Here is a 12,874-nt window from a genome sequence, read left to right as displayed (position 1 = left end):
GGACCGCAGCGCGGCCCCCGCCCGGCCCCTGCACCGGACGCCCCGCCCCGAACGCACGCGGCACCCGGCACCTCCCGCACCGCTCGTCTCCATCCCGAAGAACCCTGTCGCGCCGGTCTACTACACGAACTGCGACGCTGCTCGGGCGGCCGGGGCCGCACCCGTCCATCGCGGTGACCCCGGATACGCGCGGCACCTCGACCGGGACGGCGACGGCGTCGGTTGTGAGTAGTGGACGGCATACTCGCTCCTACCAACTCGACCACGACGAAGGGGAGCGAAGATGCCGTCTGCACGGTCGGTTCCGGCGATGCCGGTCTTCACCACTGAGTCCGAGCGCGAGGTGTGGGCGCGGCTCGTGGCGACCCTGCGTGACGACGACACCGTGCTGGCGGGCGTGCGGCTCACCGATGAGAAGAAGGACCACGAGGCGGACCTGATCGTCCTGATGCCCGGCGCCGGCATCGTCGTCGTCGAGGTCAAGGGCGGCAGCGTGTGGGTCGACGGTGACCAGTGGCGTCAGCGCCGCAGCTCCTCTGACGTGCCCATCGACCCGGTGGACCAGGCGCGTTCGTCGAAGTACGCGCTGCGCACCTACGTCGAGCAGGACCCGAGGTGGCGGGACTCGTCTCGCACCCGGATCCGCTGGGCACACAGCGTGGTGGCGCCCTACTCCAGCTTCGCCGAGGACTTCGCGATGCCCGACTGCCCCCGGTGGGCGGTGCACGGACGCGAGGACCAGGACGACCTGGCGAGCCGGTTGCGGGATGTCGCCGACCGGCAGGAGACGCGTTACCGGGCGCCGTCCGCGGACGACATCGACCTGATCGTCGACATCCTGCGTGGGCGCCACCTGCCCGCGCCGGACGTCATGGCAGAGGCAGGCGAGCGCGAGGCCGTCGCGGAGCGGCTCACCCAGGAGCAGGCCGTGCTGCTCAAGGTGACTCGGCTGTTGCACCGCGTTGAGGTGCGAGGCGGCGCCGGCAGCGGGAAGACCGTCCTGGCACTGACCCAGGCCAAGGAGCTCACCCGCGGGCGTGGCGACGTCAAGGCGCAGCGGGTCGCGTTGGTCTGCTACTCGATCGGGCTGGCCACGCATTTCAAGAGGGAGATCGCGGCTGCGCCCCGGCGGCACCGCCCGGCCTTCGTGGGCACCTTCCACGAGCTGGGTCGCTCGTGGGGCGCGCCCGACGGGTCGCGGGAGGACAGCACCTTCTGGGAGGAGGGACTGCCGGCCATCATGAGCACGCTGGCGGACGGACTCGACGAGGGGCACCGGTTCGACGCGGTCATCGTCGACGAGGCGCAGGACTTCGCCGACACGTGGTGGACGCCGCTGATGCGCTCGCTGCGTGACGAGGAGCAGGGCGGACTCTATGTCTACTCCGACGAGAACCAGCGCATCTTCGCCCGATTCGGCCAGCCACCGGTACCGCTCGTGCCACTGGTGCTCGACCACAACCTGCGCAACACGACGCAGATCGCGGAGGCTTTCGGGCCGATGGCGCCCATGCGGATGACGTTGCGCGGCGGAGAGGGGCCGGACGTCGGCTTCGTCCCCGCGACTGCGGAGACGGCGGTGGAGGTGGCCGACGAGCAGGTCGAGGCGCTCCTCGACGAGGGTTGGCCGGCCAAGGACGTGGCGCTGCTGACCACGGGCCGTCGGCACCCGGTGCAGGAGGAGCGGCAGGCCACCCTCGGGCAGGACGGCTACTGGCGGTCCTTCTGGGAGGAGGATGACGTCTTCTACGGTCACGTCCTCGGGTGCAAGGGGCTCGAGCGCCGTGCCGTGGTCCTCTGCCTCAACTCGCAGCACACCCGTGAGCGGTCGAGGGAGCGGCTGTATGTCGGCATGTCCCGTGCGACCGACCGGCTGGTGGTCGTCGGGGACCCTGCCGACGTCCGCGAGATCGGCGGGGACCAGGTGGCCCGCCGGCTCGGACTCGGCTGAATCGACCGGGTGCGCGGGCACGCTGCTCGCGCACCAAACGAGGGAAATCAGGGCATCAGACGGGATGATTTCCCGTGCAAACCCGTCTAAAATGGAAGTATGACGAGCACAGAGGTAAGCACACGCCATCCATCCGTCGCGGCCGACCAGGTCCACGAGTCGCTGTCTCAGCACATCCTGACCGGCGGCTTCGCGCTGGTGCTCGATGCCAAGGCGAGCCACGGGTCGTGGATCGTCGATGCCACGACCGGGGACAGTTATCTCGACCTCTACAGCTTCTTCGCGTCCGCGCCACTGGGGCTCAACCCTCCCGGGGTGGTCGACGACGCCGACTTCATGGCCCTGTTGGCCGAGGTCGCGGCCAACAAGCCGGCCAACTCCGACATCTACACGACCCACTACGCGGAGTTCGTCGACACCTTCGCCCGCGTGCTCGGTGACCCCGCGCTGCCGCACCTTTTCTTCGTCGAGGGTGGGGCGCTCGCGGTCGAGAACGCGCTCAAGACCGCCTTCGACTGGAAGAGCCGCCGCAACGAGGCCAAGGGGCTCTCGCCCGACCTCGGCACCAAGGTCATGCACCTCACCAAGGCCTTCCACGGGCGCAGCGGCTACACCATGTCGCTCACCAACACCGACCCGGTGAAGGTGGCCCGCTTCCCCAAGTTCGACTGGCCGCGCATCGACGTGCCCGCCGTCGTCTTCCCGCTCGAGGACCACCTGGCCGAGGTCGAGGAGGCTGAGCGCCACGCCCTCGAACAGGCTCGCGCGGCGTTCGAGGCCAACCCCGACGACATCGCCTGCTTCATCGCCGAGCCCATCCAGGGAGAGGGGGGCGACAACCACCTGCGACCCGAGTTCCTGCAGGCGATGCAGGCGCTGTGCCACGAGTTCGACGCGCTGTTCATCCTCGACGAGGTACAGACCGGCGTCGGGCTGACCGGCACGGCCTGGGCCTACCAGCAGCTCGGGCTCGAGCCCGACATCGTGGCGTTCGCCAAGAAGGTGCAGCTCGGCGGCATCATGGCCGGCCGCCGCGTCGACGAGGTCGCCGACAACGTCTTCCACGTGGCGAGCCGGATCAACTCCACCTGGGGCGGCGGCCTCACCGACATGGTCCGGTCGCGGCGCCTGCTCGAGATCATCGAGCGGGAGGGGCTGATCGAACGGGCCGCGGAGCTCGGCGCCGGCCTGCTCACCGACCTGCAGGAGCTCGCCACGCGGCACCCGGCAGTCAGCAACGTGCGTGGCCGCGGGCTGATGTGCGCCCTCGACCTGCCCGACACCGCGCAGCGCGACGAGGTGCTGCAGCGCATGTATGACGACGAGCAGGTCCTCGCCCTCGGCTGCGGTGAGCGGTCGGTCCGGTTCCGGCCGGCCCTGTCCGTCACGCCGCAGGAGCTCGGACAGGCTGTCGCTGCACTCGACCGGGTACTGACCGCGATCGGCTGAGGCGGCCGGTCAGGCCGCCCCGGGCAGCGCCTCCTCGACCACGTCGTCGGCGAGGCGCTGTCCCATGTCCCCGATCCGGTGCGTCCCGGCCAGGCCCGACAGAAACGAGATGCCGTAGGCGACGAGGATGGCGATGCCGAACCAGTTGTAGGGAGCCGCCTGGCTCGGCAGCACCGACTCGTAGAGCGGGTAGCCGAAGGCGATGACGCCGAGAATCGGCACCGCGGCGTGGCGCAGCCAGGAGAACTCGTCGCGGTGCCGGGTCCAGAAGTCGGGGATGGTGGCGATGTTGGTGACGATGAAGACCACCATGGATAGGTCGGTCGCGAGGGTGGCGGTGTAGTCGAAGGCGTTGCCCGTGGCGAAGAGCATGCCCATCGCACTCGTGAAGCCGGCGAAGTAGAGCAGGTACTGCAGGGGCGAGGAAGCCGCGATCGTCGCACCGACGAACGGAAACGCCGCGCCGGCAAGCCTGCTCGCGCCTCCGTGCATGCCGACGACCATCGCCCACGCCATGAAGACGTAGATGAAGAAGGCGACTCCGGTGGCCGCCCAGATGGCGCGCGGCATCGCCCGGCGAGGGTTGCGCACCTCCTCGGCGAGCGGCGACGAGCCGCTGGCGCCGAGGAACAGGAAGATGGCAAGGACGAAGCCGAGACCGAACCCCGACGGGCCCTTCTTGATGTTCGAGGGGACGAACCACGCCCCGTCGATGTGGCTCCACGAGGTCACGAGCATGGCGATGGCGCGGACGAACAACAGCGTGGCCTCGAGCACCAATGCGGCCACCCACCACGGCAGGTCGAATCCCCACGAGCGTTGGACGACCGTGTGGACCCAGACCCCGATCTGGAAGAAGACCGATGGCCGCGAAGACGAAGATCGAGGCGATCGCCGGTGCGATCTCGGCGATGTTGTTGGCAATCAGTTCGGGGATGCTGAGCGTGCCGCTGGCGAGGCCTCCCGGGGAGCGTGCCCCGCCCTTGCCGTCAACGGGCTCCAGGTGTCGGTGAGCAGCCATGACGATCGCCTCCGACTTGAAAGTACGCCTGGTGCGCGTTCGTCGCAGGTCGAGCGGCAGCCGTCTCGCCCCGCCGGTGCTCGGTGTTCGGTGCCCGCTCAGCCCCGGCTCTCGCTGGCGCCGGTGAGGTCCGCCTGGATGTCCTCCAGGGTGCGGCCCTTGGTCTCCGGGACGCGTGCCGCGAAGAACACGATCGCCAGGATGCCGAGGCCCGCGTAGAGGTAGAAGGTGCCCTGTCGCGTGATCGCCGAGCCGAGGGTGAGGAAGGTCGAGGCCACCAGCAGGTTGGCGCCCCAGTTGGCCACGGTCGAGACGGACATCGCCTTGCTGCGGACACCGACCGGGAAGATCTCCGAGATCATCAGCCAGAACACCGGGCCCAGGCCGACGGCGAACGAGGCGATGTAGAGCAGCAGCGCCACGAGGGCGAGGTAGGGCGCGTCCTGCTGCAACGTGCTCGAGGTGAAGTAGACGGCGAGCAGGATCAGCGAGAGGGTCAGGCAGATCGTGCCGGTGAGCAGCAGCGTGCGCCGCCCCACGCGGTCGAGCAGCAGCACCGCGATGATGGTGAAGACCACGTTGGTGACACCGACGAAGACGGTCTGGGTGACCGAGCTGCTCTTGGTCAGACCGGTGTCCGCGAGGATCGTGGGGGCGTAGTAGATGACCGTGTTGATCCCGACGAACTGCTGGAAGACCGCCAGACCGATGCCGACCCACAGCAGCGGCCGGATCTTCGGCTTCACCAGGTCGGCCACCGTGGCCGCGCCCTCGGTGCGGTTGGCCTCCTTGATGTCCTCGATCTCCTGCTCGACATCCGCGTCGGGGTCGTCCGAACGCAGCTCGTCGAGCACCCCCCTGGCCTCGTCCTCACGGCCCCGGGACATCAGCCAGCGCGGCGTGTGCGGCACGGTCAGCATGCCGACAGCCAGCACCGCACCGGGGATGACCGCCACGCCGAGCATCCAGCGCCAGCCGTTGTCCACGTCCTTGAACGCGAAGTTGACCAGGTAGGAGATGAGGATGCCGCAGGTGACGGCGAGCTGGTTGAACGAGACCAGGCCGCCGCGAACGCGTGGCGGCGAGACCTCGGAGATGTAGAGCGGAGCCACGAAAGACGCTGTCCCCACGGAGAGCCCGAGGACGAACCGGAAGCCGATGAGCATCGGGACACTCATGGCGAAGGCGCAGCCGAGGGCACCCACGACATACACGCATCCGGAGATCACCTTGGTCCACTTGCGGCTGATCGCATCGGCCAGGTAACCGGACAGGACCGCGCCGACGATCGCGCCGACGAGCAATGAGGAGACAATCCACTCCTGGGCCAGTTTGCCCGCGTGCAGGTCGTCCTTGATGTAGAGCAGTGCCCCGGAGATGACGCCCGTGTCGTAGCCGAACAGCAGCCCACCGATGGCCGCAATGCTGCAGATCCGCAGGAGCAGGCCGTTGCCGCTCTCCCGCATACCCCTGATGAAGCCGCCGGTCTCCTGCGCCGCTTGCTCGACCATGACGCCTCCTCTCGAGGAGGCCTCCTACCCGGCCGACGGCAGAACATGCAGCACCCCGGCTCCCGACTGCAGCTCAGCCGGTCGAGCCCCCGTCGGTGCCGACCACCGCCCGGCCCCCTTGCCAGACAGCACGGATCCGCCCGGCCAGCCCGTCTAGGTCGAGGCAGTCGCCGTCGACGACGACGAGGTCGGCGGTCAGGCCCGGCGCAAGCCGGCCCAAGCGGTCCTGCAGGCCGCACAGTCGCGCCGCGCCCGAGGTGGTGGCGACGAGGGCCTGCTCGGGAGACATCCCGCAGTCCCGCATCAGTGGCAGCTCGTCGAGGTTCCGGCCGTGTGGCCCGACCCCGCTGTCCGTGCCCATCGCGACATTGACGCCGGCGGCAACGGCGGCGCGCACCGAGTCGCGGTGGGCCTCCACGACCTCGCTGGCCTTGTGGATCACCGCCGGAGGCAGCTGGGCGCCCGCAGCGGCGGCCGCGAGGACGGATCGAGGCGCGACGAGTGTGGGCACCAGCCAGGTCCCGTGGGACAGCATCAGGTCGATCGCCTCATCGTCGAGGTAGATGCCGTGCTCGATCGACCGCACACCCGCCCTGATCGCGTTCTTGATCCCCACGGTGCCCTGGGCGTGCGACATCACCACGCGCCCGGCCGCCGCTGCCTCGGCGACCACTGCCTCGATCTCCTCCGGCCGGAAGTGGGCATGCGTCGGGTCGTCCAACGGCGAGAGCACCCCACCGGTGGTGCAGATCTTGATCACGTCCGCGCCTGCCCGCAGCAGCGTGCGGACCACCTTGCGAAGCTCGTCGACACCGTCGGCGAGGGCGGCCGGCCTGCCGGGGTGGGGCAGCGCCAGCGGCATGTCGTAGCCGGAGGCAAACCATCCGTCGGTGTGGCCACCCGTCTGCCCGATGATGTTCACCGCGATCAACAGGTTGGGACCGGCAATGAGCCCGTCGGCGACCGCCTGGCGCACGCCCATGTCGGCCCCTCCGGCATCCCGCACGGTCGTGACGCCCGTGGCGAGCGTGGCGGCGAGATTCCGTGCAGCCGTGTAGAACTGGTAGGAGAAGGGCTCAACCAGATGCCGCATCCGGTCCACCCCGGAAGACATGACGTGCACGTGGCAGTCGAAGAACCCCGGCAGCACCGTGGCACCGCTGACATCGACCGCGACGTCGGCGTCCAACCCGAGGCCGACCTCGACGATGCGGTCGTCCTCGATCACCACGTCGGCCCTTTGCGGCGGGGAGCCGCTGCCGTCGAAGACGAGACCGCCGTGCAAGACCGTCCGGGTCATGTCGCTCCTCCTGGCGTCGGTAACGCTTCCCCAGGGGTCACCTGGGCGAGATGTCGTCGGTCGGGCCGGCGGCCTGCGTGTCGGCGGCAGCACCGGGCCGGTCCGCCGCCTGCGCGGCGGGGTCGGTGGTGAAGGCCACCCGCAGGTCCGGCTCGGCGAAGTGGCACGCGACGGGGTGGCCCTGCCCACGGTCGACCAGGGCCGGCTCCTCGCGGGCGCAGATGTCCTGCGCCTTCCAGCAACGCGTCCGGAAGCGGCAACCCGACGGCGGGTCGGAGGGGCTGGGCACGTCGCCCTCGAGGACGATGCGCTCGCGTCTGCCGCGCAACGTCGGGTCCGGCATGGGGGCGGCCGACAGGAGGGCCTGGGTGTAGGGGTGGCTGGGGCTTCCGTAGACCTGCTCGCGCGAGCCGGTCTCCATCACCTTGCCGAGGTACATCACCGACACCCGGTCGGAGATGTGTCGCACCACGGTCAGGTCGTGGGCGATGAACAGGTAGGCCAGCCCCAGCTCGTCCTGCAGCTTGCGGAGCAGGTTGACCACCTGCGCCTGGATCGAGACGTCCAACGCCGACACCGGCTCATCGAGCACCACGAGGTCGGGGTTCAGGGCCAGGGCGCGGGCGATGCCGATGCGCTGCCGTTGGCCGCCGGAGAACTCGTGCGGGTAGCGCCGGTCGTGCTCCGGGCTCAGCCCGACCAGCTCCATGAGCTCACCGATCCGCCGTCGTCCACCGCTGCGCTCGAGCAGGCCGTGCACCCGGAGCGGCTCGCCGATCAGGTCGCGCACGGTCATCCGCGGGTCCAGCGACGCGAACGGGTCCTGGAAGACGATCTGCACGTCGCGGCGGAGCAGCCGCATCTGATGACTGCCCAGACCCGTGATGTCCTGACCCTTGAACTCGATCCGTCCGCTCGTCGGTTCCAGCAACCTGATGATGGTGCGTCCCAGCGTCGTCTTGCCGCAGCCGGACTCACCCACCACCCCCAGGGTCTCGCCGGCGGACAGCTCGAGGCTCACACCGTCCACGGCATGGACCTGCCCGACCTGTCTGCGCAGCAGTCCACTCGTGATGGGAAAGTGCTTCACCAGGTCGTGCACGCGCAGGATCGGCCCCCGGTCGGAGGCCTGCCGACCGGCGGACGCCTGGGTCTGGGTGTCGGTCATGTGATCTGCTCGGCCTGCGCCAGCAGCTGCGCTGCCTCGTCCGCGAGCTCCTCCTTGAAGTGGCATGCCGACCGGTGGCTACCCTCCACGGTGTCCAGGGCAGGCAGGTCCGTTCGACAGATCTCCCGGCCCTTGGACAACAGGCAGCGCGGGTGGAACGGGCACCCCGACGGCACGGCCGCGAGGTTGGGCGGGCTTCCGGGGATCGGACGCAACCACTTCTCGTCGCCTCCGGTCTGGGGAAGGCTGCCCATCAGCCCGAGCGTGTAGGGGTGACGAGGGTGAGCGAAGATGGTCGCGACGTCGCCGGTCTCGACGACGTGACCGGCATACATCACCACCACCCGGTCCGCCATCTCCGCGATCAACCCGAGGTCGTGCGTGATGAGCACGAGGCTGGCGTTGCTCTCGCGTTGTGCCTCCCGCAGCACGTCCATGATCTGGGCCTGGATGGTCACGTCGAGTGCCGTCGTCGGCTCGTCGGCGATGATCAGCTTGGGGTCGTTGGCGACACCCATCGCGATCATCGCGCGCTGCCGCATGCCGCCTGAGTACTCGTGCGGGTACTGGTCGTACTGCCGGTCCGGCTGCGGTAGCCCCACGAGGTCGAGGAGCTCCACACCCTTGCGCCGCAACGAGCCTCGGCTGCCGGGAAAGTGCGCCTTGATCGCCTCGCTCAACTGGTTGCCGACCTTGAAAACGGGGTCGAGGCACGTCATGGGGTCCTGCGGTACCAGGGCGATGTCACGGCCGCGGATCGCGCGCAGATCCTTCTGCCGCAACGCCAGCAGGTCCTGGCCGTCGAACCACGCGTGCCCGGAGGTCTCGAGCCGCTTCGACTCCTGCAGCAACCGCAGGATCGAGAGCATGGTGACGCTCTTGCCGGATCCGGACTCGCCCACCACGCCGAGCGTCTCGCCCGGGTAGACGTCGAAGCTGACCTTGTCCACCGCCCGGACGACGCTGTCGTGGGTGCGGAACCGGACCGACAGGTCCTGGATGGACATCACGGGCTCGGTCATGTCGGCTCCTCTCACGCCCGCAGGCTGGGGTCGAGGACGTCGCGCAGGCCGTCGCCGGCAAGGTTGAAGCCGAGCACCACGAGGAAGATCGCGAGGCCCGGGAACGTCGAGGTGTATGACGCGTAGAAGATGTACTCCCGGGCCTCGCCGAGCATGGTGCCCCACTCGGGCGTCGGTGACTGCACGCCCAGGCCGAGGAACCCCAGCCCGGCGGCGACGAGGACGGTGAGCCCGATGTTGAGGGTGGCGAAGACCACGATCGGGGTGAGGGAGTTGCGCAGGATGTGCCGGCGCAACGTGGTCATCCGCTTGGAGCCGAACGCATCCGCGGCCTGCACATACACCTCCTCGCGCAAGGACAGCGCCTGGCCACGAGCCAGCCTGATGAACTGTGGCACCACGCCGAAGCCGGCCGCGATGATCACGCTCTTGAGGCCCACCCCGATCACGGCGACGAGCAGGAGCGCGAGCAGGAAGGGGTTGAACGCCAGCATGATGTCGGCGATCCGCTGGATCACCATGTCGACCCAGCCGCCGAGGTAACCGGAGATCAGGCCCAGCGGGACCCCGATGGCGGTGGCCAGGCTGACCGCCAGCACCCCGATCATCAAGGTGTAGCGGCCGCCATACATGATCCTGGCCAGGATGTCCCGGCCCAGGTTGTCGGTGCCGAGCAGGTGGGCTCCGGAGGGCTTGAGGAAGGCGTCCGAGAGCGACTGCTCGGTGGGGTCGTAGGAGGTGAGCAGGGGGGCGGCCGCGGCCAGGACGGCGAAGAGCAGCAGCACGAGGATGCCGAACACCGCAGCCTTGTTGCGCAGCAGCGTGCGCAGCCCGCGCAGCTGGGCACGCTCGCGACGGGCCAGGCTGTCCCCGCCCCCGCCCCCGCTCTCCGGGACCGCTATCTCAGCCATAGAGCCTCACCCTCGGGTCCACGACGGTGTAGAGCAGGTCCGTGATGATGTTCACCACGATGAACATCGCCGCGAAGACGAAGACGATGCCCTGCACCATGGGGTAGTCGCGCGCGCTGATCGAGTCGACGAGCAGCCGGCCGATCCCTGGCCACGCAAACACGGTCTCGGTCAGCACCGCGCCGCCGAGGAGCGTGCCGAACTGCAGACCGATGACGGTGAGGATCGGCACGAAGGCGTTGCGGAGCGCGTGGCGGTAGACCACGACCCGTTCGACGACGCCCTTGGCCCGCACCGTTCGCACGTAGTCCTGGCCGAGCTCGTCGATCATCGTGGATCGGGTCATGCGGGCGATGATGGCCATCGAGAAGACGCCCAGCGTGACCGACGGAAGGACCAGGCTCGACAGCGTCGCCGCGCCCGAGACCGGAAGCATCTGAAGCTTGACCGAGAAGAGCATGATCAGCAGGATCCCGAGCCAGTACACCGGCATCGAGATCCCCATGACCCCGACCATGGAGACGAAGCTGTCCAGCAGCCGGTCCTTGTGGGTGGCCGCGATGACGCCCAACGTGATCCCCGCGACCACACCCACCAGCGTCCCGAGGATGGCCAGTTCGAGGGTGAAGGGGAGCCGCGCGGTGATCTCCGAGACCACGGAGTCGCCGGTGCGCGCCGAGGTGCCCATGTTGCCGTGGAAGAGGTGCTCGAGGAAGCGCCAGAACTGGACCGGGACGGACTCGTCGAGGCCCATCTGCTGCCGGATCCGGGCGACCTGCTCGGGTGTGGCGCGCAGCCCGGCGATGACGCGGGCAGGATCGCCCGGCAGGAACTGGATGAGCGCCACCAGCACGAAGCTCACCCCGAGCAGGGTGATGACGGCGGCGACGAGCCGTCCCATCAGGTAGGTCGAGAGCCCGCGCACGCCTATCCGCCGAACCTGCCCGGCGACTCCCGTGCCCTCCGGGGCATGCTCATGGCTGGGTCAGCCCGCCGGGTGCGCGTAGATGGTGTCGAACTTCTCGTTGGGCACGTAGGAGATACCCGCGACGTCGCTGGAGTAGGCGAGGTCGAGGGTCTGGCTCCACAGGAAGAGCCACGGCGCGTCGTGCCAGATCTGCTTCTGCGCCTGGCAGTAGAGGTCGTTGCGCTTCTGGTCGTCCAGCTCCTGGTTCCCCTTCGCGATGAGCGACTCCACCTTCGGGTCCGTGTAGAAGGCCGTGGCCAGTCCCGTCGGCGGCCACTGCGCCTTCTCGAACATCTGGAACTGCGTGGCCGCGTCCAGCGCGCCGGGTGCCCATCCCAGCAGGTGGAAGTCGTAGGGTCCGTCCTTCTTGGTGAACCCCGCGATGTAGGAGGGCCAGTCGGTCGTGCTCACCTTGACGTCGACACCCACGTCGCGCAGGTTCGCGGCGATCGCCTGCGAGGCCTGCTTGTCCTGCAGGTACCGGCCGGTCGGGGTGCCCAAGGTCACCGAGAGCTTGGTCGCGCCCGCGTCGGCCAGCATCTGCTTGGCCTTGGCGGGGTCATAGGCATAGGCGCCGACCTTGCAGTAGCCGCTCAGGCTGGAGGCCAGCGGGGAGTCCATCAGGTCGACGGTGTCGAACAGGACGTTCTTGATGATGCTCTTCTTGTCGACCGCGTAGTTGAGGGCCCGCCGGACCTCGGCGTTGTCGAAGGGGGGCTTGGAGTTGTTGAAGGCGATGAAGATCGAGCGGTCGCTCGGGGCCTTCAGCACGTTGATCGACGGGTCCTTGTCCAGCGCCGCGAGGTCGGTGACCGGCGGGTTCATGATCATCTGGACCTCGCCCGAACGCAGCGCCGCCTCACGCGAGTTGCCCTCGGGGATGATCTGGAAGACAACCTGGGAGTAGTAGGGCTTCTTGCCCCAGTAGCCGTCGAAGCGCTGGTAGACCGCCTTGTCGCCCTTGCTGAAGCTCTGGAACGTGTAGGGCCCGGTCCCGACCGGCTTGACGATGTTGGTGTAGGAGTTGCCGTCCTTGGTCGCGGAGGCGGGGGAGATGATCGCCGACGTGGTGATTCCGAGGTTGCTGATCAAGGTGGGATCGGGGTACTTCAGGTCCAGCTGAACGGTGTGCGGGTCGACCACCTTCACGTTCTTGATGACCTGGAACGCCCCACCGATGGGCACCTTCACCTTGGGGTCGCGGATCCGGTCGAGATTGAACTTGACCGCCTTGGCGTCGAAGTCAGTGCCGTCCTGGAACTTGACGCCCTTACGCAGCTTCAGTGTCATGGTCTTGCCGTCGGCAGACACCTTCCACGACGTGGCGAGCCCGGGCGTGGTCTTGCCGTCCTTGGTGAGCTCGGTCAGGGTCTCCAGGCCGTAGTCGATGACGTTCTGCACGGTGGTCGTGGTCTGCTGAGCCGGGTCGACGGTGTCGAGGTCGACGCCGATGCCGATGGCGAACGTGCCGCCACCGCCTCCGCCGCCGCTCGCCCCGCTGGTGCCGCCACCGCCTCCGCCTCCGCTCGAGCCGCCGCCCGGCTCACCCGAGCCCCCGGTGGTGCAGGCCGCGA

Annotated in this window: 11 protein-coding genes; 3 read left to right on the top strand and 8 right to left on the bottom strand. The window is 68.8% G+C overall.

Annotated elements, in window-relative coordinates; genetic code table 11:
- The 3 genes from FRW57_RS24010 to lat form a co-directional block, all read left to right on the top strand.
- Nucleotides 1-232 (top strand): excalibur calcium-binding domain-containing protein (locus FRW57_RS24010; RefSeq protein ID WP_203230282.1); only part of this gene is annotated, 232 nt, incomplete at its 5' end.
- A gap of 51 nt (nucleotides 233-283) precedes the next feature.
- Nucleotides 284-1,951, top strand: coding sequence for a nuclease-related domain-containing DEAD/DEAH box helicase (locus FRW57_RS09400; protein WP_152185880.1), 1,668 nt, complete (start codon nucleotides 284-286; stop codon nucleotides 1,949-1,951).
- 99 nt (nucleotides 1,952-2,050) lie between these two features.
- Nucleotides 2,051-3,400, top strand: a complete 1,350-nt coding sequence (lat, locus tag FRW57_RS09395) for an L-lysine 6-transaminase (RefSeq protein ID WP_152185879.1) — start codon at nucleotides 2,051-2,053, stop codon at nucleotides 3,398-3,400.
- A gap of 9 nt (nucleotides 3,401-3,409) precedes the next feature.
- On the opposite strand, the gene FRW57_RS09390 is transcribed toward lat, so the two are convergent.
- The 8 genes from FRW57_RS09390 to FRW57_RS09355 all read right to left on the bottom strand — a co-directional run.
- On the bottom strand, nucleotides 3,410-4,189 hold the full coding sequence (locus tag FRW57_RS09390; RefSeq protein ID WP_152185878.1) for an APC family permease: 780 nt from the start codon (nucleotides 4,187-4,189) through the stop codon (nucleotides 3,410-3,412).
- Between the two features lie 330 nt (nucleotides 4,190-4,519).
- Nucleotides 4,520-5,932 carry a sugar porter family MFS transporter gene (locus tag FRW57_RS09385; protein ID WP_202911617.1) on the bottom strand — a complete coding sequence of 471 codons (1,413 nt, stop codon included), beginning with the start codon at nucleotides 5,930-5,932 and terminating at the stop codon, nucleotides 4,520-4,522.
- Nucleotides 5,933-6,005: 73 nt separating this feature from the next.
- Nucleotides 6,006-7,232 (bottom strand): metal-dependent hydrolase family protein, encoded by a 1,227-nt coding sequence (locus FRW57_RS09380; RefSeq protein ID WP_137122492.1) that lies wholly within the window; start codon nucleotides 7,230-7,232, stop codon nucleotides 6,006-6,008.
- A gap of 37 nt (nucleotides 7,233-7,269) precedes the next feature.
- Nucleotides 7,270-8,400 carry an ABC transporter ATP-binding protein gene (locus FRW57_RS09375; protein ID WP_137122493.1) on the bottom strand — a complete coding sequence of 377 codons (1,131 nt, stop codon included), beginning with the start codon at nucleotides 8,398-8,400 and terminating at the stop codon, nucleotides 7,270-7,272.
- Nucleotides 8,397-9,422 (bottom strand): ABC transporter ATP-binding protein, encoded by a 1,026-nt coding sequence (locus FRW57_RS09370; protein ID WP_137122494.1) that lies wholly within the window; start codon nucleotides 9,420-9,422, stop codon nucleotides 8,397-8,399. The genes FRW57_RS09375 and FRW57_RS09370 overlap by 4 nt, the downstream gene beginning before the upstream one ends.
- A gap of 11 nt (nucleotides 9,423-9,433) precedes the next feature.
- A complete protein-coding gene (locus FRW57_RS09365) occupies nucleotides 9,434-10,333 on the bottom strand; it encodes an ABC transporter permease (protein WP_137122495.1) in 900 nt (299 codons plus the stop codon).
- Complete coding sequence (locus tag FRW57_RS09360; protein WP_202911618.1) at nucleotides 10,326-11,258, bottom strand: ABC transporter permease; 933 nt, start codon at nucleotides 11,256-11,258, stop codon at nucleotides 10,326-10,328. The genes FRW57_RS09365 and FRW57_RS09360 overlap by 8 nt, the downstream gene beginning before the upstream one ends.
- Before the next feature lie 60 nt (nucleotides 11,259-11,318).
- Nucleotides 11,319-12,874, bottom strand: a 1,556-nt coding sequence (locus tag FRW57_RS09355; RefSeq protein WP_152185877.1) for an ABC transporter substrate-binding protein, incomplete at its 5' end; no start/stop codon positions are given.

Origin of the sequence: Segeticoccus rhizosphaerae, assembly GCF_009192725.1 — a bacterium.
Lineage (GTDB): Bacteria > Actinomycetota > Actinomycetes > Actinomycetales > Dermatophilaceae > Segeticoccus > Segeticoccus rhizosphaerae.
Note: the sequence above shows the minus strand (reverse complement) of the source record. Positions and strands in the feature narration are given on the sequence as shown.

What these genes read in the sequence shown, in the direction of transcription:
- FRW57_RS09400 (WP_152185880.1), top strand. Translation starts at nt 284, where the DNA reads ATGCCGTCTGCACGGTCGGTTCCGGCGATGCCGGTCTTCACCACTGAG.
- lat (WP_152185879.1), top strand. Translation starts at nt 2,051, where the DNA reads ATGACGAGCACAGAGGTAAGCACACGCCATCCATCCGTCGCGGCCGAC.
- FRW57_RS09385 (WP_202911617.1), bottom strand. Translation starts at nt 5,932, where the DNA reads ATGGTCGAGCAAGCGGCGCAGGAGACCGGCGGCTTCATCAGGGGTATG.
- FRW57_RS09380 (WP_137122492.1), bottom strand. Translation starts at nt 7,232, where the DNA reads ATGACCCGGACGGTCTTGCACGGCGGTCTCGTCTTCGACGGCAGCGGC.
- FRW57_RS09375 (WP_137122493.1), bottom strand. Translation starts at nt 8,400, where the DNA reads ATGACCGACACCCAGACCCAGGCGTCCGCCGGTCGGCAGGCCTCCGAC.
- FRW57_RS09370 (WP_137122494.1), bottom strand. Translation starts at nt 9,422, where the DNA reads ATGACCGAGCCCGTGATGTCCATCCAGGACCTGTCGGTCCGGTTCCGC.
- FRW57_RS09365 (WP_137122495.1), bottom strand. Translation starts at nt 10,333, where the DNA reads ATGGCTGAGATAGCGGTCCCGGAGAGCGGGGGCGGGGGCGGGGACAGC.